This is a genomic window from Paenibacillus sp. FSL R5-0810 (assembly GCF_038002285.1).
GTDB classification, from domain to species: Bacteria; Bacillota; Bacilli; order Paenibacillales; family Paenibacillaceae; genus Paenibacillus_AQ; species Paenibacillus_AQ lactis.
In genome coordinates this window covers 1732501-1758046 of sequence record NZ_JBBOCF010000001.1, presented here as the reverse complement: position 1 = coordinate 1758046, position 25546 = coordinate 1732501, and the positions used below count along the sequence as shown (strand labels likewise).

The following is a 25546-nucleotide window of genomic DNA, read 5'->3' as shown; positions in this document are numbered from 1 at the left end:
CATATCTAATCGGCAATCGGGTAATGTTCTTATTCATTACGGCAATCGGGACAAGAACTTGTACCGATAAAACAAAAAAGCCGCTAAATTAGCGACTTTCAATGGGATCATGATCTTGTTCCCGACACGAAGAATCTCCAATGAGATTCCGTCTATTTTCGCTCAAGATTCCCCGAATCGCTTAGCGGCTCGTGCCCGGGCCCGAGCGATCTCAACCTCTCGATTGCGGGGTTCAGCTTGAGTCACCAAAGAATCCAGCAGCTGCCTTGCAACGATGGTAATCTCTTGCACCCCTTGGTTAAATGCTGCTTCGTTCGCTTTGGAAGGACGGTTAAAGCCCGAGAGCTTCCTTACGAATTGCAGCGCTGCAGCCTGAATTTCTTCATCCGTCGCAGGCGGGTCGAAATTAAATAAGGTCTTGATATTTCGGCACATGGCATACTAAACCCCTTTCTTGTAATGAACGCACTTTGATGTATCCAGCATAACATAGTTTGCTCATTCAAATAGTTCCTCAACCCTTTCATATTAAAAAAGAAGCAAAACGCGGACTTTGTAAAGGAACGAACGCGAGTAACATTCGCCCCATTTTTCGTAAAGCGATTCATTCCAATCTTCATCCGACACTTCTTTTCCAAGAGCCATTTCGTATGAAATGGCTAGGAACGAACCATTTTCTGCAGCAATTTCTTCAACCATATTACCTCTGGTCGATGGAAGAGCATTTGAAACTGCCAGTCCTTTTTTCGACAAAAAATTTAAAAATTCAATTTCCCCCCGTATATTATTTATTGATCTTCTAATTGTATGTGAGATTTTCAATATGAAAAATGCATTGTTTTTATGGTATTCATAAACAAAGCTTTCATAACCGCCCATTGAACGAATATTGTCTCTATTAATGTCATATCGCTTTATTGCTTCGGCAAGGATCTCTTCAGTGAATTGCTCTTCAATTTCTCGGATCATTTTCTCTACCTTCTTCCATTCTTAAGTTAAGTAGTTGCATCATTTTTTCAATCGGAAATTTCGGCAAACACCTGACGATAAAGCCGCGTTGATTGCTTTCCAAGTAATTGTCCATAAGCGCCCTCTGCCCTCTCTTAGAAACACATCGAGTGCTGGTTAATGCCTGGCAGCGGCAAGCACATCATATGTGACCCTTGTTGGATAAATCTTAAATGAAGAATATTCATCAACCTTCTTAGCACTTAAAGATATCCCCTACACTTTTCATCTCTAAATCGGAATGCTCGTTCTTGTTGACTGTAACATTCTTGTTAAATTATGAAAAGGAAAGAAATTAGTTAAATCAGCCCTTATCTTTGAAGGTTATTGCTTGTTAAAGAGATAGAGACAGGATTCATTCGTTGGTAAACTTCTCAAAATCACTTTTCAGCCAAAGCTGATTCCTGGTTCAAAGAGTTAGGAATGGGTATTGATGCGTCGGAAAAGCCAAGCGGGGCATTGTGTAGGAACAATTCATGAAACCAACTGCAGACTATAACGTAATACTGTATGGTTACGAATGCAGCAAATTATGCTTTGTAGCCAACCATCATAATTACAAACAGGAAGGAGGTAGTACATTGGGAAGGCGTTATTGCAAATGGATCAAGCTCCGGAACTAAAACGGTTTCAGAAGCGACTGCCGACAAGCTTTTTGCTCGGTTCGGCCAAGCAGCTTGAGTGGTTGGGACTTTTTCAAGCTACCTCCTTTCGTGGCTTGCAATGGAGCCGAACCAGCATTGAATCGTGCGTATCCGAATAGCCGTATTTCAATCTGGAGGTGAATCCCTCAAATTTGAGGGAATTAATTGGACATTATTACCGTTACAAATTTAATCATACTCGTTGTCTTGATCGGATTGACCGCATTTTTCGTCGCATCGGAATTTGCCGTCGTGAAGATCCGGATGTCGCGAATTGATCAATTGATAGCTGAAGGCAACCGGAAAGCGGTCACCGCCAAAAAGGTCGCGAGCGACCTGGACTACTATCTGTCCGCATGTCAGCTGGGCATAACCGTTACCGCCCTGGGGCTCGGGGCCATTGGCAAGCCTGCCGTTGAACGGCTGCTGTACCCGATATTCGACCTTCTCAACGTTTCGGACGCCGCAGCATCGGTTGTATCCTATGCGATCGCATTCATCCTCGTGACATTCCTTCATGTCGTCGTAGGCGAGATGGCGCCGAAGACGCTGGCGATCCAATTTGCTGAGAAGTTGACCCTTCTTCTCTCCGCCCCGCTATATTGGTTCGGCAAGATCATGTACCCTTTCATCTGGGCGTTGAACGGAGCTTCACGCGTCCTTCTGCGACGATTCGGCATTAAGCCGGCGGGGCATGAGGAGCATTATTCCGAGGAGGAGCTTCGTATCATCATGACCCAGAGCTATGAAGGCGGCGAGATCAATCAAACGAAGTTGGCCTACATGGAGAACGTATTCGCATTTGACGAACGAGTTGCAAAAGATATCATGGTGCCGAGAACCGAACTTGTGACGCTGGACAAGGATATGAAGTATGAAGAAATCGTCTCCATCCTGGACGAGAATAATTACACTCGTTACCCCGTCATCGAGGAAGGCAGTAAGGACCGCATCATCGGCGTCGTCAACGTGAAGAAAATGCTCCCGCATATCGTTTGCGGACGCCATCGCAATCTTGAGGAATTCGTACGCACCATCCCCTATATCTTTGAGGCGACCCCAATCAAGGAAGCTATGCTGAAGATGCAGCAAGAGCAGGTGCATATGGCGCTTGTTATCGACGAGTACGGAGGCACGGCCGGTATTTTGACGATGGAAGACATATTGGAGGAAATCGTCGGGGAAATCCGAGACGAGTTCGATGCCGATGAGGTGGCTGACATCCGAAAGATCGTTGGTGATCAATACCTGATCAACGGCCGCGTCCTGCTGGAGGACCTGGAGCGGCAATTCGGGATGATCTTCCAGGATACCGGCGGCATGGACACGATCGCGGGCTGGATTCAGTATCAACGCGGCACGACAGTGCAGAACGGGGATGAAATCGAGTTCGGCGGCTATGTATGGACCGTCGCCGAAACGGACCAGCTGCAAATCAAGCAAGTCCGGTTAAAACAAATGGAACCTACCATCTGAACCAACGAGCAATCGCTATAATCAATCTACCTGTGGAGGTGAATCCCTCGCCTGAGGGAAATTATTGGACGGTATAATTGCATTAAACCTGTTTCTGGTAGCCGTGTTCATCGGACTGACCGCATTCTTTGTCGGTGCCGAGTTCGCCATTCTAAAAGTGCGGATGTCCAGAATGGATCAACTGATTGCCGAAGGGAACAAAAAAGCGACGGTTGCGAAGAAAGTCGCGGGCGACCTGGATTATTATTTGTCTGCCTGCCAGCTTGGCATTACGATCACAGCCCTGGTGCTTGGTGCTCTAGGCGAACCGACCGTGGAGCGCATGCTGCATCCCCTCTTCGAGCGATTCGATGTGCCAGCGGCGGTTGCAACGGCACTATCCTATATCATTGCCCTGTCTATCATTACGTTTTTGCATGTTGTCATCGGCGAGCTGGCTCCAAAAACGCTAGCCATCCAATTTGCGGAGAAAATGACGCTAATGCTGGCCGGACCTCTGTATTGGTTCGGAAAGGTCATGAATCCGTTTATTCACGCTCTTAACGGCGCGGCCCGCTTGCTCCTTCGCATGGTTGGCGTCAAGCCGGCTGGACATGAATCGGTTCACTCCGAGGAAGAACTGAAATGGATCGTGGATCAAAGCTACGAAAGCGGCGAAATCAATCAGACGGAACGGGCCTATTTAAACAATATCTTTGCCTTCGACGAGCGATTGCTGCGGGAAATTATGATCCCCCGCGACCAGATCGTGACCGTTCGTAAGGGAATGCCGCTGAACGAGCTGATCCAGTTGCTGGACAACTATGATTTTACCCGCTATCCGGTCGTGGATGAACATTCGACGGATCACTTTGTCGGATTTATCAATACCAAGGAAATGCTCACTAGCATTGCAGCCGGCAAGGAATCCGACGTGGAGCGGTTCATCTACGACATGCCGCGTTTCGCGGACACGGCCTCCATTCGGGACGTCCTGCTCAAAATGCAGCAGACGCGGGTTCATATGGCAGCCGTGACCGATGCTTCTGGCCAAATCGTCGGACTTGTGACGATGGAGGATATTTTGGAAGAAATCGTCGGCGACATTCGTGACGAATCGGTAGGCCGCAGCCTGCCAGCTCTTCAGGGCTGATTCCAGTCTTACTGCGTAATGAACAATATTAAACGTCAATCAGCCCGTTATGGGCGGTTGACGTTATTTTTATCATAGGGATGGGGCACTGGTAATGGTAAAGCATCGAAACGTCTGGCTACCCCACCCATACTCCACAATTTTCCCATTTTCATTGGAGAACATCCTTTTTATTGGTGTTTAATCTTGCTGTCCTTACTCTCTTTTTCATCAAATTCTTCTCTTTCTTGTTTTCCTCAATAAATATCAGTTGTTCTTTTCAATATTTTGCCAGTTAGAAATACTTAATATTTCCGCTGCCTCTCCAATGAAGACCGCTCCTGCTTCCTCATCATCTTGCAGCTGGAACAACATCCAAGCCGTCATAGGTGCAAAAGCATATTCTTGTTACGATTTCGTAGGGGATGAAAAATCCGAACGCCAATTCAAATCCTTCCAGTCCTGATTGTGGTTAGAAGAATTCCGGATTTTATCGCAACCAAATACAAAATAGCCGCAACTATGCGGCTACTAGGCGTGTTTGTTCTTGTCGTCTTACCTTATTTGCTTATTTTGCATTCGACGAGCTGATGGATCCGTTCCCGTATCCTGCCGTTGCAGCTACCCCTTGATCCCCGTCATCGCAATGCCTTCAATGAAGTACCTCTGGGCGACAAGAAAAAGGATGAGCACCGGAGCGCTGACCAAGGTCGCAGCGGCCATCATCGCCCCCCAATCGCCGTCTCCGTACTGGTTCTGAAAGGAACTGAGTCCTACCTGTACGGTGCGTAGTTCATCGCTATTCGTGACGATTAGTGGCCAGAAGAAATTGTTCCAGGTCCCCATAAACGTGAAAATCCCCAGGGTCGCCACGGCCGGTTTCAAAAGCGGCGTCACGATCGAAGCCAGAATACGCATATGCCCCCCGCCTTCAATTAAGCCCGACTCGATCAGCTCCGTCGGGATGCCCGTAATGAACTGGCGCATGAGGAAACAGCCGAAGGCGCTCGTAAGGCCAGGAATAATTAGGCCCGAATACGTATCCACCCAGTTCATTTGCGACAAAATGATAAATACGGGAATGATCGTTACCTGCGAAGGTACCATCATTGTTCCGATGTAAGCCAGGAAAAGAGTTTTCCTCCCCTTGAACTCCAGCTTGGAAAAGGCATATCCGCTTGCGACCGACGTTATCAGAACACCTGTCACGGTACTCGCCGTATATAAAGCGGTATTAAAAAAGTACTTATTCCAGGGAGCCATTTCCCAAGCCGTTGTGTAGTTGGACCAGGCAAATTCGGTAGGAATCCACTTGGGTGGGTACACGAATACCTCTCCCGGTGTTTTGATTGAAGTCGTGATCATCCATACTAATGGCAGCAGGGTCGTCACGACCGTCAAAAGCAGGATCGCGTAAACCATAAGCATCCCGATCATGTGTGTTGGTCTTCTCATCCGTTAAACCTCCTACAACTCAATCCTCTTTCTTCTGATACGAGTTCCACTGCCAGATTGTGATAGCGAACAGCAAAATAAATAGCAGAACACTCACCGCTGAAGCCCTGCCAATTTTGAAAAACTCAAACGCATATTGGTAGATATAGTAAGCGATCATATTTGTCTGGTTCATCGGCCCGCCGTTCGTCAAGGCATAAATTTCGCCAAAGGTCTGGAAGGAACCGCTGATCGATGTAATCAAGATAAAAAATGTGGCTGGTCGAAGTCCTGGAATCGTAATCCTGAAAAATTTCTGGACGGCATTCGCACCGTCGATTTCCGCAGCTTCGTACAGGGATCTAGGAACGCCCTGCAGCGCAGCCAGATAAATGACCATGTTATAGCCAAACGACTTCCATATTGAGAAAATGATGACGGACAGCATTGCCGTATCCGGCGAGACAAGCCATTGAAATGGATGATTGGGATTTCCGACCCCGATTTTCTCCAGAAAAAAATTCAAAAGCCCGTAGCTCGGTTCATAAATCCAAATCCATACCTGTGCCACGGCGATTACTGGCAGAATGGATGGCAGAAAAAATGCCGCTCGCATCAGCTTTCGGCCTTTGATTTTGCTGTTAAGCAGCACGGCCACCACGATCGCAATGCTCATGGAGAAGGCTACCGTAAATATCGTAAATACGGTTGTATTGACGATGGATTTCGTGAATACGGGATCCGCAAAGGATTGCTTGTAATTGTCCAGCCCCACGAGCGTGAATTGATTCGCGAACAAATCAACCTCTGTAAAGCTCAAATAAAACGAATAAAATATGGCGAACAGCGTAAATACGGCGATCCAGACAACATTTGGCGCGATCAGCATCCATGCAACTGCCGCATCCTTGCCGAATATACGTTTAAACTTTTTCATGTTTGCACCACCTCGCACACGCTTAATCAAGAATAGAGGGAAGGAGACGGATGCCGCTTTTCTCACCCCATCTCCCTCCTACACGAGCTTATTTAGATGAAGACCATGTTTTTAATAACGGTTTGCTTTCCTCGTACGCTTTTTGCATGGCCTCTTCGGCCGTTTCTTTGTTATGCATGGCAGCTTCGATATGCGAAGTGATAACCTCGGTGATCTCCGTAAGGGTGAGCACGTTAAAAGGCTGATATCTGCCGTACTGGTACCCGTCGATGTGAACCTGAATGTCCGGATTCTCCTTGACGAATTCCTTCCAAGCAGCGATATCCGAACTGCTCTTGCGAATCGGAATCGAACCGTAACCGACCGCGAATTCAGCCGTGTTTTCCGGCGTGGACAACCAGGTTAGAAAATCCCAGGCCGCCTTTTCCTTTTCCGGAGTTGTTTTGAAAATAAAATTGTTCGTGCCGCCCAAAATCGTCGCCTTGCCCTTTGTTCCTTCAGGCAACGGCGCAATGCCATAATCCAGCTTTTCGTTGGCATTCAGGGTTGGAATAGACCATGGTCCCGTAATGCTCATCGCGATCATGCCGGATTGAAATCCGTTTTGCGGCGGCGACAGGCTGGCCACTTTGTGCTTGTTGATCAGATCAGCGAAAAATTGGGTTGCGGCTCTACCGCCTTCTCCGTTAAACTGCAGTTCCGTACCTTCTGCATTGACATATTCGCCCCCGGCCTGCCACAAAAAGGGTGCCCAGGCGGCATCCAACGCTCCGCCCTGTGTCGTTGGCAGGGACATTCCCCATCTCTTTTTAGCCGGGTCCGTCAGCTTCTGTGCCGCTTCGACCAGCTCATCCCAGGTTTTCGGCGGTGTAACGCCCGCTTCATTAAACAGCTTCTTATTATAATAGAGTGCACGATTATTCGTCTCAATCGGAATGCCGTAGGTCACCCCGTCAAATCTCACGTTACCGTCAATCAGACCGTTCAGGAAGTCATCCTCGTTCCACTTGTCCGGCTCGGCCTGGATAAATTCATCCAGAGGTTTGACGACATCCTTCAGCGGTCCCAGCCACATCGGCCACATCAGCATCCCGACTTCCGGCAAAGCCTTGCCTGCAGCTGCTGCCGTTAACTTGGTCACCATATTGTCCGTATCCACGAACACGAGCTTCACCGTGGCATTTGACTGCGACTCGTTATACTTTTTAACGATATTGTCTAAAAATTTCGCGCTTTCTCCGGATGCACCATGCCAAGCCGTAATCGTTACCCGTTTACCTGAAGCCGTCTGATCCGTGCCTGATGCTCCCTCCTTCCCTGAAGATCCGGAGCACGCCGATACTACACCCAGCAGCAAAGCTGCTACCAGCGGTAAAGCCAGTCGTTTAAAATGTTTGAACACTTGAAGACCCTCCCATTCGTAAATCTCGCCTATGCTTTATCCCTTGCCCTGTTCTGCAGCACAGTGCTTTAATAAAGCGTTGATTAAAAACTGATTTTACTGTAGATTAACGGTACCGTGTCTACTTTTAGACTGAAAACCCAATGTTGTAAGCACTTACATGAATGTGGTGAGTCCATGATATACAATATCCGCCGGCTGGAACACCGACGAATCTTAGCAATAAAGTGGAAAAATCTTATGTGTTTTGGATAACGGGAGGTTAAGCTGTGGCTGGAAAAACGCATTTTTTCAACTATTTATACCGCAGAACGGTCGCATATATTGTCTGTTCCGTCATTGTGATCACCGTTCCCCTGCTCATCATGCTGTCGGCCTACTCCAGGAACGAGATCATGAAATACAATAACGAAGCCATCGGCCTCATTAACGATCAGCTGGATTCGTTCTTCCGTTCGATCGAAAACACACAAAACATCATTACGACCGATAAGAGTGTCGTTCTGCCGCTCACGCTCTACTACGCCGTTCCCAATTATGATATCAGCGCGGCCACCAACGCGTTCCGCAGCATGTCGACAACGTTAAAGAACATGACTATGTTTCAGGACGGGCTCCAGTTTTGCGTTGTGGGCCAGAAAGGGCATTTGCCCGTCAACTCGACGAAAGAAGACATTAACGATAACTTTGTCCCCAGGGATGCGGCTTGGTATGAGATATTCGAACGAAATCCTGAGAAAAGCCGGATTTTCTTCAACAATGAGCGTGATTACTATCTTTCAGCCGAAAAAGCCATCTCCATCATCAAACCGATCCCCGACATTCAGACAAGAAAGCCGATTGCTTATGTCATTATGGATATTACCTACCCTGATTTCAGGGATATGGTCGAGCGGATTCATCCATCCATTCCGATCCGGATTCAAGATCCTTCCGGGCAGATCTTGTTCAGCAACATGGACCCTTCGAGTCAGACGTCCTCAAGGGACAATAAATTGTTTAGCCGCCAGGTTTCGACATTTACGGGGATTGCGATTGAGAGCTACGTGCCGGAGCAGCTGTTTATCAAGTAAATCAGTTCGATCATCCTTGTAATCCTATCCATTATGGCTGTGTATTTGTTTATTATTTTCATCATTTCGCTCGTTTCCATGAAGCGGTTTACCCGCCCGATCTATTTACTGATGAAGGCTATGAAACAGGTATCCAGAGGCAATTTAGAAGTCGCCGCAAACTACCAAGGGAATATCATCGAGCTCCATGACCTCAAAAATTCCTTCAATATTCTCGTGACCGGCACCAAGGACCTCCTTAAGGAAAACTATGAAATGAATCTTCTGAAGACGCAGGCTGAGCTGGATGCTCTGCAGCAAAAGATTAATCCTCACTTCCTATATAATGCCCTTGAGACAATCTCCAGCCAGGCCATCATCGACGGCTCCAAAACTGCCAGCATCATGTGCCAAAAGCTTGGAGCCCTGTTTACTTACAGCCTTCAGCCTCAGGACATCGTAACGCTGGAGCAGGAAATCAGGCATCTAATGGATTATATGTATATAGCCGAAATCAGCTCTTTTTATCCGGACATCCACGTGGACATGAACATCGATCCGGATACGCTGGACCAGCTAATACCCAAAATGGTGCTTCAGCCCCTGCTCGAAAACTGCTTCAAGCATGGATTCGGCAGGGAGCCGGGACATACTCCTAAGATCTGGATCGAAAGCAGCATTCAGGATGAATATGTTCGCATCGAAGTGTGCGATAACGGCAGGGGCATGTCTTCCGATGAACTATCCCGGTTGAGAGAAAGCTTGAAGCAGGTGGAGAAAAGAACACTGTCTTCTCCCGGTACCTCAATCGGGCTACGACATGTCCATTCCCGGTTGGCTTTATTTTATGGGGATTCCTATGCCATGGATTTTCAGTCCGCCCCTTCACAGGGACTACGAGTCGTATTATTAGTTCCAATCCGAAAGGAAGATGCTTATGTATAAGGTCATAATCGCAGATGACAATCCCATTATTTGCACAGCGCTGGAAAGCCGCATTCCATGGAATGAGCTTGGTCTGGAGCTTTCCGGTGTTTGCCATGACGGCAGCGACGTTCTGGATCTGATCGAGAGACATGCACCTCATATCATGATCACGGATATCAGAATGCCCATCCTTGACGGAATCGCGCTTATCGAGCGGCTGCGCTCCCACGGGCTTCCACTGCAAATCATCATCATCTCCGGGTACAACGATTTCATATATCTTAAGAAAGCCATCGATCATGATGTGGCAGGTTATTTGTTGAAGCCGATTCAGGACCAGGAGCTGCTGAACAGTCTGCGTAAAGCGATCGGTCATTTAAAGGAACAGGAAAACGTCTCCCAAATGAGCCGTACTGCCCGTATCCACGAGCTGCGCGAATCCAAACGGAACGCCAGCGATCGTTTGTCCGCCGTCATTCGGGGCGTGGAGACCTGTGAGCGGTGCGGAGATGTTCTCGCGGAGCTTTCTTTTCCGTCGCCCTACCAATGGCTCTTGTTTCAGTTACCACTTCAAGAGGATGGAGGTTTACCCGAGATCACCACGGAAGATCTTTTGGAGTATGAGGATGTTCTTCTTCATCAACATGCACGGTCATGCCATCTATTCCTACCGTCCGGCACCCTGCTCGCTGCCATAGCTCCATATGAGCAGGCTGCTTCGGTTACGGACCTGGTTTCGGTGCAGCTTCGGGAAGATGGCATCCAGACAACGCATGCAGCCAGCATGCAGTTTCAGTCGCTATCCGGCATGCAGCGGGAGCTAATGGGAACAATAGCCGGTTTATATGGACAGCTATTTCAGAGCCGATTCACACCAGCGACTGCGGTGCATACCCCTTTTCTGACAATCAAGGATCAGCAGATCATCAGCATGCACCTCTCTCTGCAGGATTACAAGGGCTCGCTTGCGTATATTTCCGAGCAGCTCGATCAATGCCTGGTCTCAGCTCCGACACCGGGTCATCTAGATACCTTCATTAAGACCGTGTTCAAGTGGTATTCCGACTATGATCCAGCGTATTACGGCATGCAGGAGCAGATGGATGCAGCGCTGCTGGCTTCGCTTGCCTTTTCCTCGAGGGCCCATATACTGAATGCATTAACCCCAACGACAGAACCGGACTCTGATTCGGGGAGCAAAGCGATGAACGTCGTTCAGTATATCGAGAATAATCTGAATCAGACCTTGACCTTGAACATGCTGGGCAAGATCTTTCATCACAACAGCATCTACCTTGGACAGCTGATCAAAAAAGAAACGGGAATGCCGTTTAATCAACTGGTGAACAAGCTGCGGGTCGAGCGGGCCGAAGAGATGATCCGCCGCAATCCCGATGTGAAACTGACGGATTTGGCCTATCAGTTGGGCTACTCGGACAGCAAATACTTCTCCAAGGTATTCAAGAAAATTACGGGAAGGCCGCCAAGCCAAAGTGCGGATTCCGAAATGTAAAAAGCGATCTCAAATCCTGAATGGAGATCTGCCTATCGATCCTTATATCAAAAAATTCAGAAGACCTTCCAGACAATGGTTCACTTTCCTTATCTGTCTCTGCCGAAGCTGAAAGGTTAACCGATAAAAAATAAGAAGCGATCCAGTATCACTCCTGTGATCTCTGATCGCTTCTTAAATTGCATGAATGAGAATACAGTGACAGCCCTGTATAGATCAAATCCCATACATAAAGCCGACTATTAACAAGCTTCCAATGAGCGCTTTCTTTGTATAAATACTACAGTGTGATTTCTTTCTCCCAAGTTAACTCATTACCATGTTCATCTCGGAAAAGAAAGAGTACTTTCCCTTTCTCTCCTTTTAGATTATCGGGATAGATAAATCCAGAATACTGTCCATTTCCACTAATATAAAAGCCATCCTCTCCGTTACTACCATGTTCAACCGCTTCTTGAATAGTGTTTTTTACAACAGAATGTTCGGATAACCACTGCATTTCTACCAAATTGTAGCCTTCAGGAGCCTTATTTACAAAAAAGTCAAAGCTATTTCCTGTTGTTGGCTTTTCTGTCTGGTCAATAATAATTAAAATTTCTTTGTCCTGGGTATCTTGATTAGATTGATCAGACTGATTAGATTGAATTGTTTTAGTTTCACTTACATTTTTATCATTGGTTTCTTTAGAATTCCCACCTATCTTTTTATCATCTGAAGTATCAGAAGATCCGCTTTCCGCATTATTACCTTGATTCTCTTCAATGTCACCGGATTCTTCTTTATTAATACTTTCTTTCTTATCTTCCTGCTCTTGATTAGAATCAGTTGTCGTATTCCCCTGAATCGTTTCAGACTTTTGATTCACATTGCCATCTGATGTCTTCGTTGATTCATTACCGCAAGCGCTAGTAATCAGCATCATTACCACACCTGTAATAACGGTTACCTTTTTAATGTTAATCATTATTCATTTCCTGCCTTCGTTTAAAGTAAAGTAAAAAGCCACGCCTTGTTTAGTGTTTACTGCTCCATAATCGCTGCCGTGCAGTTCAAGAATATGCTTTACGATCGCCAGGCCCAAACCTGTTCCGCCGGTTTTCCGATCTCGAGATTTTTCCGCCCGGTAAAAGTGATCCCAAATACGTACTAGATCCTCCTCAGGAATAGACTTTCCGTTATTCTCTATGATGACGGTAATAGTTCCTATTCCTTTTTTTATGCTCATTTTAATCTCGCTGTTTTCAAATGCATGCCTTATTGCATTGCTCATAAGATTCAGAAGAACTTGTTCAATTCGCCTTAAATCTGCCTCAACAAATAAGCCTCTCTGGTTCAGATTATTAGTATAAAATTGAAGCTTTTTAGATTCCATTTGTTGTGAAAAAGAATCTACTACCCTCTGTATTAGATTATATAGATCAAAGGAGCTTGGAGACAGCTTGACGGCTTTCACTTCGAATTTAGATAATTCCAACATATCCATAATCAAGTCGTTCATCCGGTCCGTCTCATTAACAATTAAGGCCAGGTATCGCTCTTTCTTCTCCTTTGCTACTCCATCCTGTAACCCCTCCGCAAAACCTTTCACTATGCCAAGCGGAGTCTTAAGTTCATGTGAAATACTAGCAATGAGTTCTTTACGAAGCTCTTCAGCCCGTTTTTTTTCTTCTACGTCCTCCTGCAGCATTATGTTTGCGTGTTGTAGTTGTTTTATTGTCGTATCTAAGTTATGGGATAATATATTCAAGCTTCGAGATAGTTCTCCGAATTCGTCATTGGTTCTAACATCAGGCGGTGAAGAAAAGTCTAGTTTAGCCAGACGTACTGCTGCACGGTTTAACATAATCAAAGGGCGTGAAAGCATTCTCGAGTAAACTAATGAAAGTAACATTACAAGGAAAATAATAATGGGTGCTGCATAAATGAAATATTTTCTTAGGGTATTGACGGCTTCCCCCACCGGTTGCATGGAGGTCATCGAAAATAAGTAATGTTTCTCGTTAGCACTGTTTAAGAATGGGTGAAGCAAGAAAACATAATCGACCCCGCTCCATTTATCGCTCCAATTCACCCTGATTACTGAACCCTGTTTTAGTTGGTGTTGATATAAATCGACGTTTTCTAACCATTCCTCGACTGCTTCTTTTACCAATGCGTCTTGATATAAAGGGTTATAAGTACGATTCTCAGGAATGAGCAGATCTGATACCGTACCCTGAACCCGCACAAGTCCAACTTCTGGATAATTTCCCCTTGGTCGGATGGAAACAGGCTGCATGATCGTATCGTTTTCATCCATAAAGATTCCATCTACAGCTATTACATCGCCTAATCTTAAGTTCTGTGGTACCTCCCCTTCCTGTATCCCATCTAACGGGATCTCAATTTTTACAATTTTATTTTTAGTTTGCAGTTTTATAAAATAAGGATTCAAACGAATGATTTCAAAATTACTGTTCAATATTGAAATACTAGTATCATTTTGATTCATGAACTCCCCGATTGTTCTAGCGGGAAGTTTTGCATTCGGCTCTTTTTCCAACTCCTTCAAGAGCTGATTCGAGTTATGCTCCATTGCATTAATTTTAGATGATCTATAAAAATGCTCGAAGAATTGTCCTTGGGCGAACATGACCAAAGAAAAAATAAACAGGATTAGAAGTGAAGTCGCTAAAAATAATTTGGTAACTACACTGTGCTTTTTCATCCCTCACACCTCAAATTTATAACCCGCACGAACTACCGTAACTATATACCGTCCTGTTTCACCAAGCTTTGCTCTTAACTTCTTAATGTGTGTATCCACGGTTCTTAAATCACCTAAATAATCATATCCCCAAACTGCGTTTAAAATATATTCTCTTGATAACACTTTTCCGTAATTTTGAACTAGAAAAAGGAGCAAGTCATACTCTTTTGGAGAAAAATCTATATTCACTCCTGATATATTTACGACGTGTGCCTTTCTATTAATTTGTAGTTCACCATACACAAGCATCTCGTTTTTACGACCTACAGTTCCTTCTTTCCTCTTTAATAGTGCTTTAGCACGGGCTACCAATACTCGAGGACTCAAAGGCTTTATGACATATTCATCTGCTCCAAGTTCAAAACCCAATAGCTGGTCTTCATCATCAGACCTTGCCGTAATTATGATTATGGGTATATCTGATTTTGCCCGAATACTCCGGCATACCGTATAACCATCCATTTCTGGCATCATAATGTCAAGAATAATAAGGTCGAAATGGGCAGCATTAAACTTATCGAGAGCGATCCTACCGTTTTCCGCTTCTTGCACTTCCCATTCTTCCTGAATAAAGTAATCTGAAATAAACTCCCTCATAAGTACATCGTCTTCAATCAATAAAATGCTTCGTTTCATTACAGCACGCTCCACTTTCTGTTTTCAAAGGCATATAGAAATCACCACCTCTATTGTTTTATCAGTATAGCAGAATAGAAGCACGAACAACTTTTATCTTTTAGCGATCCCATTCATTAACTAAATATAAATTAAACTTGTGTATAACGTGTGTACACGTCATAGTTTTGCGCAAATTCTTTCGTTTTTCTAATCCAATCCCGTTGTTCTATCCATCACTCCGAGAGTGAGTTCTTAAAAGAATACTCTATCTCTGTGCTTTCCAACTAGTATCGTTCTTAGGTCTAGGGATCAAATCAGCCTTTAGCCGTATTAAGTAAATATTCTTTCATGGCTTATATTATAAAGGGCACAAGATCCATATATTAAAAAAATCGGAATAGAAGGGTATGCGTAGAAGCTGAGGAAGATACGTGTTTCAGAAAAGATACTGTTATTGGGGTATGGTTTGATCCTTATATTTATGGTGGTACAGGATTGGGTTCCACTTGGCACGTTAAATAATGTCCAGGCAATTTCATTGAATCGTTCAAAGAGCGAACTGGTCACCGTCACAATTATTGGAGTTGTGCAAATTTTAATATTGATAGCTCTGATATTGGTTTTTGTCGGCAAGAGACAACCTTTATGGGTAAAGTTTTGGTTTACTTATTCATCCCACTTTTATATTTGCTGGAGCATTGCTTGATTGGTGGATTCCTTATTTGTTTGGATACGGTGCCGAGGAGAAAAGTACAAGATACATCGAAATGTTTGGAAACACGCATTCCTTTTTGCCTTTAAGGAATGGTATTGTGCCAAATACACCACATATCCTGTTCCATACGATACTTCTAATCTGCATCTTCCTTACCATTTATATTAGCTTCACTAATAAATCGAGGAGTTCGCAAAAGAAGTATATTTCAAGAGAAAAGGTTATATAAGCACTAGGGTTATTGGCTGGGATCTCACTGGAGGTTTTGATTCAGACTATATTAAATAGGTGACATATTGAAAATATTTTAACGCATCTAAACTTTTCAACACTAACAATGAATGAGCATTTTAAGAAAAGGTAGAGACTTTATCTAATCGGGAATCGGCTCAAGTTCTTGTCCCTCGTCACCCCCCCCTATCAAATAATTTGAAGGGGGGGTGGTTTGATGATGGATACACCTTTTATGAAACACTAACATCTCTTTTACTTAAATTCTTAAATGCCAAGTATTCCTTATTGGACTTCATATAACTTAATATCTTTTCGGCACATTCTTTTGGATTCATCTTTTCCGTATTTACTCTGAGGTCGTACTCATCAACGCTATATACCTTGTTGAACTGTGAAGCCGCTAGTCCAATAACTCTATCTCCTCTTGCTTGCTCTCTTCTAATGAGTTCTTCTTTCGAGCATATTACTCCTACAAATAACGTAGGCTGATCGAAAAACAGATCAAGACACTCATTCAACCACTTGTCGTTGTCGATTACGGTATCTACTATTACATTCACACCAATTTCTGAAAACAATTTTATTGTCGAATAGTACACGGAGAGTAAGGGATCAAAAATGATTTGTCCGATCCTTTGCTGATCTACTTCTCTTGTAGGTTCAACAACATCTAAAAATTTGGTGTTGAATTCTTTAATAAAATGATCTATTGATAAATAATGAAATGGAATCTCTGTTTGATTCATCAGTTCTATAGAAATACTAGTCTTTCCTGAACTTGAAGTTCCGTTCATTAACACAATAATCCCTTGCTTCAAACGAATCACCCTCACGTATAGGATTGGCGTAGCGTTCACATATCGTCTTATCTCTTGCCAAATTGGGAGGGCTTTCACCTTTTTTAACAGAATGTAGAAAGTACTCACCATGATTTATCTCCAGGCAGTTAAGCTGCTTACCGTAGGCACATGCTCCGTCAACACCTATCTTATCCTCAAGAGGACTAAACCAAATATCTGCAGATGAGTGCAAATAAACGCATGGCGTATGGCCAAAAACGACGATCTTATCTGTACCTGTGAGATTGTTAATGAATATGTCTCTGATCCACAAAAAATCGTCATCGGGCTGTTTTTTCCAATCCTCATAGAATGGGTTGATTCCGGCATGTACGAAGATATGAGTATCTGTTTCATGGTACAATGGCAGATCATTAAGAAAATCAATGTGCGGTTGGAAGTGATTACGAATAAATTCCTTGGCTTTTATATATGTATTCCAATCAAATTGCTCCTCCAAGAAGTCAAAACCACAATAACTCTCTATCGTCTGATACCCTCCATTATTTAACCAATGAGCATTAAGGCTCTCATCATTGTTGATCAGGGCGCTTACCATCATATCATCATGGTTTCCCTTTAGTACAACCACCCCAAACTCTTCATGCAATTCCTTGACTCGCTGCACGACCTCTCTGCTCTTTATCCCTCGATCAACGTAGTCTCCCAATAAAATCAACTCATCATGTTGAGGCCTATAATTAACTTTGCTTAGCAACAAGTTGAATTCATCGAGACAACCATGAACATCACTAATTATCAATGATCTGATACAGAACCCTCCTGTCTCAGTTGAATCTTTCATAATATACTATGCCATTGCCATCAGGTTTATATCGACGAGTCTTCGTTGAACAGGCTAAGGACAAACGGCTAAAATTCGCCATCTCCTGCTAGTAATATCCTAAAGCTCCTCAATACGCTTCGCTCAATATAGTTATTTCATATACCATTTAATCGCATTCTTATACAAGACCTTTTCAACTTGATCATTATCAAGAGTGTTGTAAATCAATTCAATATCAGAATGATCATAAGGTCTCTTTGCTCTCGTTGAAGGTAAATCGGTTCCAAACATTAAGGCATCTGGGTTAATTGAATAAATTGTACGGATAGCCTCTGTTACATCAAGATCAACCCTACCAAAGCCGGTTGCTTTTACTCTAACTCCCTTATCGACTAAAGATAGAAGGTTATTAAACCCCTCTCTTGATAAACCCAAATGATCTACCGATACTGCAGGGAGTTTTTCCAAAGTTGTTGCAATTTCAGGTAAAGAAGTAGAATCAATATATAATTCAGCGTGCCATCCTACTAACTCATGAACTCTCCTGGCGAAGTAGTCTAAACGGGAGATGTCTTCCGAACCTCCTCGCTTGACATTAAAACGAATGGCTCTTACACCGTAGCCATGCAGCCTGATTATTTCTTCATCTGACGTATCATGTGGCAATTGAGTTACACCAACAAAATTCTCACCGAGTTTTTGTAACGAATTAATGAGATAGTTTTGATCGAATCCTTGAAATGAACCCGATATAATAGCACCTCCCATTACATTTAGTTCCTGAACTTTATCTAAATAGTCTTTGCAGGTAAAGGGCTCAGGTAAGAATCCTTGATTCTCTATTAATGGAAAACGTGGGTCTATGATGTGTAGGTGTGTATCAAAAATGGTTCGCATGAATTTTTCTCCTCTCCTATCGCCAGATGTAAGCATTAGAAAAAGGTACACATGTGTTTCATCTAATGAAATTAAGTTTCACTAATGCTTCATCTATATTCTAACTGAAAAACACTAAGATAAAAAGCACCCAACATTGATAGAATTATATGAGTTTGTCGCATGTTTTTCTTTAGAGTCACATTTTATATGGATCCTCTTCATTAAGCTATTCCAACCCTTTAGCTTAATGAAATAGCATTGGAATTGCTTAGATTTTCATTTAACCGGTAATCGGACTCATTCTTGTCCTACAGCTGAGGCTGAAATTAAAAGCATAAATCCAATGAGTATTCATTAAGTAAGTATTTCTTTAAGAATCCATTATCTAGGATATTCAATTCTAACCTATAATTAAGGATGTCTTATGAATACAACCTACAAGCTCAGTCAATTCTAAATACAGCATGTAAATAAGCCACTTGGAAAGGACCAGGTGGCTTACTCATGTCATATTACACTTCCTCAAGTCTTACTTGTTGGCGGTACCGGTAATCTTCTCGTAGTACGGAGCCAGCTTGGAAGTCGCCTGCTCATATTGCTCCTGTTCTTCTTCGGTCAGCTTCTCGGCATCTTGGACAAGACGGACCATGAACCCGTACAACCAAAACCGGTATTACAACGCAACATCTTCACTTAAATCCACATTTCTGCCGCTTTCCCGATCAATCTCACCTTTGAATCCTCCCATTACATAGCTTTGAAGCCAACTTCTAAAAGAACTGCCTTATCCCCCGGAAGTTATGGCCAAACAAGTTGGAATCTTATTGGAGAGAAGTCTTTAGAGCATTACTGGTCCATTTGTCATGCAGATATGAAGAAAATCAACCACGAATAAGTGGTATTGTCTGGTCCTCATGCATAAAGGGCAGAAGTCGACGCTTCTGCCCTTTGATCGTTGCCCCTGCCACTTTATATCTATATTTACTTCAACTCCGTCACGTTGCCGTCAATGCTGATGCTCTTGATGTCTACATCCCCTAGAAAAACGAGGTTATTCTTGCTGTCGAGATTATACAGCCATTGAAATCCGTTCTTTGTGGTACTTGTCGAGCTGACATGCAGCATCAGTTCTGATCCGTCAGCGGCAATAACCTTAACCTCCGGCGTATATTCCGGCAGTTTATCTAACTCACCGTCGGTACGCTTGCCTTCGATAGCTAACCCGATGGAAGAAACACTAATAGTACTGAGAGACATTGCCTCCTCGCCCTCATCAATCGTCAGATTTAGACCCTGCTCTCTTTGCTTCCCGGGAGAAATGGTGAATTGTACATCCCAAGGGCCTTCAACGGCTTGGGTGATGGCCGCTGACGTGATTCGATCGGCTGTGATCCGTGCCTTTAGCCCGTCGAGGTCATTCATCGCATCCATTTCAAATACGCCGATAAGCTTTTTGTCATCGTCAACAAGCTGCTGCCCCACCATATAATTCACATCATGTTCCATATTCAGTTCAAGTGCAGGTATCGAAGCACCCTCTGGGAATGGCATGCCATCCTCTTTCATGAAGCTGACCACCAAATAACCGCTGTTGCCGACATAAATCCCTTCTTCCACATTCATGGTTACCCCGGAGGCGGTATCTGTCCCTTGTATAGGTGACCGTTCGTCTTCCGCAATGGATGCGGATTGGCCGAAGAACTGCTTCAAGCTATCCATGTACTGACTCGCAAAAGCGGTCGTGCTAAGTATCATAATCATCGCGGCAGCGATAACGATACTGGCTTTATATTTTTTTACCTTCCTGTTTTTAAACATCATCGTTTCCTCCTCTAGAATACGGTTCATCGCTCGATTCTTGATGCGTTCCAAACTGATATGCTGCGTCAACTCGCGTTCCTCTTCCTCCGTAAGAAAGAGTTTCTCCAGTTCCTGATTGTCGATATTGGCCAAGATATCTACAATTCGTCGCTTCACTTGCATCCATCCCCTTTCGCTATTCATTTGAAGCTTCACTCCTATAGACACGCTCCTTATAAAAATCCTACGGATTCTCGGTTTCATAATGGATGCGCAGTTTATCCTTCGCCCGGCGGATCCGGGCAGTGACGGCTTTCTCCTGCATATTCAGCCTGCTTGCAATATCCCGGACTTTCTCCAAATAGAAGTATCTGCGGATAAAGATTTCACGATCCGGTTCCCCCATATCCTGGACCATGCCGCTAATCGCTTCCTTCTCCTGTCGCAGAATAGCCAGTGCCTCTGCAGAAGGACAAGAAACCGCATCATCTTCCAGTTCCGATTCTATGACCCGCTGCCTTTTTCGCAAAACATTCAAAGTATGATTACGCGCGGCTATGGCCAGGTAAGGCTTGAGGCTATCTCCACGCAGCATGATTTTGGGCCCGTCTGTCCACAGCTTGACCAGTACGTCCCCGGTGATTTCCTCCACATCGTAGGAATTAAACCGTCCACCAGCCACCTTAGCAACCACCGCGGCTATGTAGCGTGAATATCGGTCAACCAATGTTTCAAAACATTTCGGATCTTTCCGAGCAATACCGTACAACAATGTCCGATCCTCCATGGATCCTCCCCCCTTTATAACCATCTCTTTTAGTTGAACTAAGCCCATAAATCCGGTGCTACTATATAAGACACCATTAATTCCGGAAACCCTACATGAAGTCCAATAAAAATTCACAAAAAACCGTTACCGGAACCCGATAACGGCTTAGCTGGAGCGATGAATATCTGATTTGGCTCCTCCCACACCCCATTTCCTGTTTTGCTCGCGAACTTGTGCGGCATCCGGGTTACGCATTTCCCAGCCCGGATGCGGCGACAGTTAGTAACTCCACGATATGTATGTAAGAAGTAAAGGAAACCCAGCTCTTCAACAGATAGCCAATATAAGTGAGCAACCGTTAATGAAATATTATCAAAAATATTTTTTTCTCATCAAAAAAAGTCACTCGGGAAAAATCCGGAGTGACTTTCGGCTATTTGTTCATTTCGGTGATCCAATCCTCTATAGCAAGAACAACCTTTTCTAATTGCTCTTCCTCATCAATGGCTGGATCATGATCCCCTTTTTGCTTTCCATATGATCCAAATTGTCCATGGTTCCCTCCCTCGATACTGACATACAAAGTGTCTGCAGGTAGGTTGGTTCTAGCCCTTTCCCAAGCTTCTCTGTTGAGTACTCCATCTGATGTCCCTGTTATTTGCAATACAGACAGATCTGAATCTTTTATTGAACCCGTATCATCAGCGTAAGAAGCCAAGAAAAATATTCCCTCTAGCTCCTTACTGTGTTCAGAAGCATATCTGGCTGCAAATGAACCTCCTAAAGAATGTCCCCCAATAACGTATGATTCATCGGGGTGTTCTTCAAGAAAGGAGTTGGCTTTATTTTGGCCAAAAATGGCTAGATTCAGCGGCATGTCTGCAATGTATACGCGATGTCCCAGTTTTGCGAGTTCCCTCGCAAAGGGGGAATAGCTTTTCGGTTCTACCAGACCTCCAGGGTAAAAAATAATATTAGGTTCGATTACCTTCCCCATACCAGCCTCAAATTTGTAACCGTCTTTTACCTCTGTTACTTTGACCAAATTATCGCTCTGAAAAGCGAGCTCCGCTTGACTGGAAGGACTGTAGGTTATCAATTTCAGGTATATGAATAAGCCAATTGCAACAATCACGAACAATGAGCATCCCCATACCAGCCTTCTAATCCATTTGTTTTTCTTCTTCATGGTTGACACTTCCCTTCACTTGAAATAAATTAAATTATATTTACCGGTAAGTATAATTACAAGTTTAATTTGTTGATATGGATAAATTGTCATAAGTTATTCCCGGAGGCTATGATGATGAATAAGGATTCAGTTGGCAATAGGATCAAGATCTTGTCCTATAAAAGGATAAGTCTTGGTCCTATAAACGTTAAACCCTCCTTATGCTCGGATCTCTGAAGGGTTATGTTCTTATCCGTCTGACGCCTGACCTCTCCTTGCCATTAAAATAAAGATAGCCGACCCATACTGGTCAGCTACCTTACGAAACGGATACTATTTTCATAATTTTAATAAAACCACGTTACCTACAGTGCAAATAAGTGAACAAGGATATCCATCTAATTTAGTAATTTGGCTACTGACCTGGTAATCCAGTAAAAAATTTCGCCGATCGTCATTACTTTTTCAGTATTATCAAATTTTTCTTCGATTCCTTTTTCGCTTTTTTTATTAGTAAGCATAATTTGATCTCCTTTGGTGATTCCTTTTTACTCAACTTATGTGTAGCTTTCATGTAGTTTTATACGAAAATAAATTTGTGAAAGTTCCGATTTTCAAAAATAATTCAGCTTAAGGTAGCAGTGAAATGCAGCTAAAAGCTTATCTAATCTAATCGGTAATCAGACTTTGTTCTTGTCCCCCGGCTATTGAGAATCCAATCAAAAAGAAACTCCGTTCCCCTTATATGGGACATTTTTTGGTGGAAGAACAACCCCGGTTTTCTTAAGGATTCCTCCATAGAAGTTATTTTTTTAAGCTCCATGAATGAATGACTGTATTGTTCTTTTTTAAATGGCTGTACCTTATGGCATTCTTATTCTTCAGTTCATTAAATAACTTATAATAATCCTGCTCCAAGGTTTCCCAAGCACTGTATTTTCCATTTCCGTCTAATCGCACGGTTAGAGAGCTTGCATTTGTTTCGTTATACAGGATTCCATTGGACGTTTGCCAATCGGGAATTTTATCTTTCCACTCCGCAAATATAAAACCCTTCCACTTGTCCCCGAGAGCCGACATCAATAAATTTCTATTTACTGGGTTAACTCCTCTGAACATTTCTAGCCTAGGATGATTATTATCAATGAAGAAATTACCGCAATTGGAACATTGATAAACCGTTTTAAAAAGTGTGCCTATTAATGATCGGATTCTCATTGCAGCCTCTTCTTTATCTGTTGATGACGGTCCCGATTTCTCAATAGCATCGTCAATCTCGTCCAGGAGATCAAACTGATCTTGATCCGATATTAAATATCCCTTATAGGATAAATAATCCGTCGTATCGTGTATTATTTGTCCACATTCACGTCTAAAATTCATTCGTTCACCTCAAACCGGCCGCTTCTTAAAATTAGGGTTGCCATTTACAAAGTATATTGCAATATAAATATTACCACATCCTGGAGTTTTCCTGCCCGATAAGAGAAACAATCTAAAGAGAAATATACAATTTAATGGTCCAGTTTTGAATTTTCAATGTTAAACCTTTTGAAACATCCCGCTATAATGAATTGTAGTAACCATTAAGGACGGTGAAGAGAATGGAAAAAGAACGTTTATTAAGGAAACCAACTGAACAGGGAATAGAACTCACCCCTCTCGAAATACATATGCACGAGTTTGACCACAGGCTTCGTGGGTATGACCAGGACCAAGTTAACGATTATTTGGATAGGATCATTAAAGACTATGAAACATATAACAAAATAATAAAGGAGCTTCAGGAATATGTAGTTATGTTGTTAAATCATGCGACTCCTTCAAGCGTTCCTGCAGGCCTCCATCAACGACTTCGCGAACTAGAGATTCATTGTTTCGGCAGACCGAAAGATTAAGGGAGGTTCCTGTCCAGACGAGGGTATTGACACAAAAGAGGCCTTATGAGGCCCCTTTTGTGTGCTCTCTAGCAGCAATCTGCCAGCAAATGTTAGTCGGCGCTCGAGATCGCTCGCAAGGTGGGCTTCAATCATGTGAATCACTTCATACAATCCTTAAAAAAGGTCCAAGGAAAAACACCTAAAGGTTTTAGGGAATTCAGAAGCGGATTAAGGAGTTGAACACCGTGAATTATTTTAAAGGAGCCATACCAGGATCAGATAACTTTATCTACTTCAAAAGTGAAGTTAAGCTTTATGAAAATGATGTTATTGTCTTAGAAGAAAAGAAATACTTCATTGAACGAATTGAAAGCGGACTACTAATTTTACAGAAAGTTGGCGCCATTGTTTCGGTTAGCGTATAAGCTTACATTTATAAATAAACAAACATAATATTGTACTACTTGTTTATACCATGTCAAAAAGCATTAAGTTGTCTTCCTGCATAAGGCAATCGCTTTTTTGCAATTGAGAAATGAAGACAATACGATGTCAGGACCATCCAAATACTGCGTAACTCTGTCTGCATCGATAAACTCTATATAACAAAAAATAGACACTATCAACTTAATGGATAGTGTCTTACGTGTGCTTGGCGGCGTCCTACTCTCCCGGGACCCTTCGGTCCAAGTACCATCGGCGCTGGAAGGCTTAACGGTCGTGTTCGGTATGGGAACGCGTGGAACCCTTCCGCCATCGCCACCAAACATGATTTTTGCGCTGCCTTTGCTTCATGATTGCTCATCAGCAAAATATCAAGCCTTAGAAAAGGCATGCAGCTTCAAAATCGTTTCAAGATTTTTTGAACCTTGAAAACTAGATACGAAACGTCTTTGCGTTGATTAGAATCCGTAGCATTTCCCCAATGTGGTATCGGGGTCCCCGAAAAGTATTCGGCATTAGCTTCAAAGCTTCGCTTCACTTTTTGGGGTATTGTTTATGCTTCCGTAGCGAGCTTTCTTTCAGAAAGCTTTTAGGATAAGCCCTCGACCGATTAGTATTGGTCAGCTCCATGCATTGCTGCACTTCCACCTCCAACCTATCTACCTCGTCGTCTTCAAGGGGTCTTACATACTGGGAAATCTCATCTTGAGGGGGGCTTCACGCTTAGATGCTTTCAGCGCTTATCCCGTCCGTACGTAGCTACCCAGCCATGCTCCTGGCGGAACAACTGGTGCACCAGCGGTACGTCCATCCCGGTCCTCTCGTACTAAGGACAGCTCCTCTCAAATTTCCTACGCCCACGACAGATAGGGACCGAACTGTCTCACGACGTTCTGAACCCAGCTCGCGTACCGCTTTAATGGGCGAACAGCCCAACCCTTGGGACCTACTTCAGCCCCAGGATGCGATGAGCCGACATCGAGGTGCCAAACCTCCCCGTCGATGTGGACTCTTGGGGGAGATAAGCCTGTTATCCCCAGGGTAGCTTTTATCCGTTGAGCGATGGCCCTTCCATGCGGTACCACCGGATCACTAAGCCCGACTTTCGTCCCTGCTCGACTTGTAGGTCTCGCAGTCAAGCTCCCTTATGCCTTTGC

22 protein-coding genes, 2 rRNA genes and 2 pseudogenes (1 of these 26 cut by a window edge) are annotated in these 25546 nt (G+C 43.7%); 8 read left to right on the top strand and 18 right to left on the bottom strand.

Features of this window, described 5'->3' with window-relative positions; translation table 11 throughout:
• Positions 1–162: 162 nt before the first annotated feature.
• Both MKX76_RS07960 and MKX76_RS07955 read right to left on the bottom strand, forming a co-directional pair.
• The gene (locus MKX76_RS07960) at positions 163–435 is read right to left on the bottom strand and encodes a DUF2277 domain-containing protein (protein WP_007131469.1); all 273 of its coding nucleotides are present in this window, start codon (positions 433–435) and stop codon (positions 163–165) included.
• Positions 436–528: 93 nt separating this feature from the next.
• Complete coding sequence (locus MKX76_RS07955; protein ID WP_007131470.1) at positions 529–969, bottom strand: hypothetical protein; 441 nt, start codon at positions 967–969, stop codon at positions 529–531.
• 848 nt (positions 970–1817) lie between these two features.
• Here MKX76_RS07955 and MKX76_RS07950 point away from each other — a divergent pair.
• Together MKX76_RS07950 and MKX76_RS07945 are read left to right on the top strand one after the other, a co-directional pair.
• A complete protein-coding gene (locus MKX76_RS07950; protein ID WP_210095703.1) occupies positions 1818–3128 on the top strand; it encodes a hemolysin family protein in 1311 nt (436 codons plus the stop codon).
• A 64-nt stretch (positions 3129–3192) separates the two neighbouring features.
• Complete coding sequence (locus MKX76_RS07945; protein WP_007131473.1) at positions 3193–4260, top strand: hemolysin family protein; 1068 nt, start codon at positions 3193–3195, stop codon at positions 4258–4260.
• Between the two features lie 600 nt (positions 4261–4860).
• Here MKX76_RS07945 and MKX76_RS07940 read toward each other — a convergent pair.
• The 3 genes from MKX76_RS07940 to MKX76_RS07930 form a co-directional block, all read right to left on the bottom strand.
• Positions 4861–5694 (bottom strand): carbohydrate ABC transporter permease, encoded by an 834-nt coding sequence (locus MKX76_RS07940; protein WP_341033402.1) that lies wholly within the window; start codon positions 5692–5694, stop codon positions 4861–4863.
• 19 nt (positions 5695–5713) lie between these two features.
• Positions 5714–6610, bottom strand: coding sequence for a carbohydrate ABC transporter permease (locus MKX76_RS07935; protein ID WP_100085266.1), 897 nt, complete (start codon positions 6608–6610; stop codon positions 5714–5716).
• A gap of 88 nt (positions 6611–6698) precedes the next feature.
• Positions 6699–8012, bottom strand: coding sequence for an ABC transporter substrate-binding protein (locus MKX76_RS07930; RefSeq protein ID WP_210095704.1), 1314 nt, complete (start codon positions 8010–8012; stop codon positions 6699–6701).
• A gap of 269 nt (positions 8013–8281) precedes the next feature.
• On the opposite strand from MKX76_RS07930, the gene MKX76_RS07925 reads away from it, so the two are divergent.
• From MKX76_RS07925 to MKX76_RS07915, 3 genes are read left to right on the top strand one after another with little or no spacing between them, the layout of a single operon-like run.
• On the top strand, positions 8282–9085 hold the full coding sequence (locus MKX76_RS07925; protein WP_341033400.1) for a cache domain-containing protein: 804 nt from the start codon (positions 8282–8284) through the stop codon (positions 9083–9085).
• 45 nt (positions 9086–9130) lie between these two features.
• Positions 9131–10009: a sensor histidine kinase gene (locus MKX76_RS07920; protein WP_341033399.1), complete on the top strand. Its 879-nt coding sequence runs from the start codon at positions 9131–9133 to the stop codon at positions 10007–10009.
• Positions 10002–11504: a response regulator gene (locus tag MKX76_RS07915; protein WP_341033398.1), complete on the top strand. Its 1503-nt coding sequence runs from the start codon at positions 10002–10004 to the stop codon at positions 11502–11504. The genes MKX76_RS07920 and MKX76_RS07915 overlap by 8 nt, the downstream gene beginning before the upstream one ends.
• 280 nt (positions 11505–11784) lie before the next feature.
• Here MKX76_RS07915 and MKX76_RS07910 read toward each other — a convergent pair whose 3' ends face one another.
• The 11 genes and pseudogenes from MKX76_RS07910 to MKX76_RS07860 all read right to left on the bottom strand — a co-directional run bounded on the left by MKX76_RS07910 (position 11785) and on the right by MKX76_RS07860 (position 23448).
• Complete coding sequence (locus tag MKX76_RS07910; protein WP_007131479.1) at positions 11785–12468, bottom strand: hypothetical protein; 684 nt, start codon at positions 12466–12468, stop codon at positions 11785–11787.
• 3 nt (positions 12469–12471) lie between these two features.
• Complete coding sequence (locus tag MKX76_RS07905) at positions 12472–14211, bottom strand: sensor histidine kinase (RefSeq protein ID WP_341033397.1); 1740 nt, start codon at positions 14209–14211, stop codon at positions 12472–12474.
• A gap of 3 nt (positions 14212–14214) precedes the next feature.
• Entirely contained in the window at positions 14215–14889 is a 675-nt protein-coding gene (locus MKX76_RS07900) for a response regulator transcription factor (RefSeq protein ID WP_007131481.1), read from the bottom strand.
• Positions 14890–16050: 1161 nt separating this feature from the next.
• Complete coding sequence (locus tag MKX76_RS07895; protein ID WP_040739586.1) at positions 16051–16638, bottom strand: chloramphenicol phosphotransferase CPT family protein; 588 nt, start codon at positions 16636–16638, stop codon at positions 16051–16053.
• Positions 16583–17464: a metallophosphoesterase family protein gene (locus tag MKX76_RS07890; protein ID WP_083832651.1), complete on the bottom strand. Its 882-nt coding sequence runs from the start codon at positions 17462–17464 to the stop codon at positions 16583–16585. Before MKX76_RS07890 ends, MKX76_RS07895 begins: the two co-directional genes overlap by 56 nt.
• 132 nt (positions 17465–17596) lie before the next feature.
• The gene (locus MKX76_RS07885; RefSeq protein WP_007131484.1) at positions 17597–18343 is read right to left on the bottom strand and encodes an amidohydrolase family protein; all 747 of its coding nucleotides are present in this window, start codon (positions 18341–18343) and stop codon (positions 17597–17599) included.
• Positions 18344–19001: 658 nt separating this feature from the next.
• Positions 19002–19106 (bottom strand): annotated as a pseudogene (locus tag MKX76_RS07880) (TetR/AcrR family transcriptional regulator); the annotation flags it as partial.
• 200 nt (positions 19107–19306) lie between these two features.
• Positions 19307–20329, bottom strand: coding sequence for a DUF4179 domain-containing protein (locus MKX76_RS07875; RefSeq protein ID WP_007131485.1), 1023 nt, complete (start codon positions 20327–20329; stop codon positions 19307–19309).
• Between the two features lie 40 nt (positions 20330–20369).
• Positions 20370–20912, bottom strand: a complete 543-nt coding sequence (locus tag MKX76_RS07870) for an RNA polymerase sigma factor (protein WP_007131486.1) — start codon at positions 20910–20912, stop codon at positions 20370–20372.
• Positions 20913–21327: 415 nt separating this feature from the next.
• A complete protein-coding gene (locus tag MKX76_RS07865; protein WP_007131487.1) occupies positions 21328–22083 on the bottom strand; it encodes an alpha/beta hydrolase in 756 nt (251 codons plus the stop codon).
• Between the two features lie 786 nt (positions 22084–22869).
• Positions 22870–23448 (bottom strand): hypothetical protein, encoded by a 579-nt coding sequence (locus MKX76_RS07860; protein ID WP_007131489.1) that lies wholly within the window; start codon positions 23446–23448, stop codon positions 22870–22872.
• 221 nt (positions 23449–23669) lie between these two features.
• On the opposite strand from MKX76_RS07860, the gene MKX76_RS07855 reads away from it, so the two are divergent.
• The 3 genes and pseudogenes from MKX76_RS07855 to MKX76_RS07845 all read left to right on the top strand — a co-directional run bounded on the left by MKX76_RS07855 (position 23670) and on the right by MKX76_RS07845 (position 24370).
• Complete coding sequence (locus MKX76_RS07855) at positions 23670–23963, top strand: DivIVA domain-containing protein (protein WP_007131490.1); 294 nt, start codon at positions 23670–23672, stop codon at positions 23961–23963.
• Positions 23964–24068: 105 nt separating this feature from the next.
• A pseudogene (locus MKX76_RS07850) lies at positions 24069–24185 on the top strand (AraC family transcriptional regulator); the annotation flags it as partial.
• 5 nt (positions 24186–24190) lie between these two features.
• Positions 24191–24370: a hypothetical protein gene (locus tag MKX76_RS07845; protein ID WP_341033394.1), complete on the top strand. Its 180-nt coding sequence runs from the start codon at positions 24191–24193 to the stop codon at positions 24368–24370.
• 225 nt (positions 24371–24595) lie between these two features.
• Here MKX76_RS07845 and rrf read toward each other — a convergent pair.
• A 5S ribosomal RNA gene (gene rrf, locus MKX76_RS07840) occupies positions 24596–24712 on the bottom strand.
• A gap of 267 nt (positions 24713–24979) precedes the next feature.
• Positions 24980–25546, bottom strand: a 23S ribosomal RNA gene (locus MKX76_RS07835); it runs 2479 nt beyond the window's last position.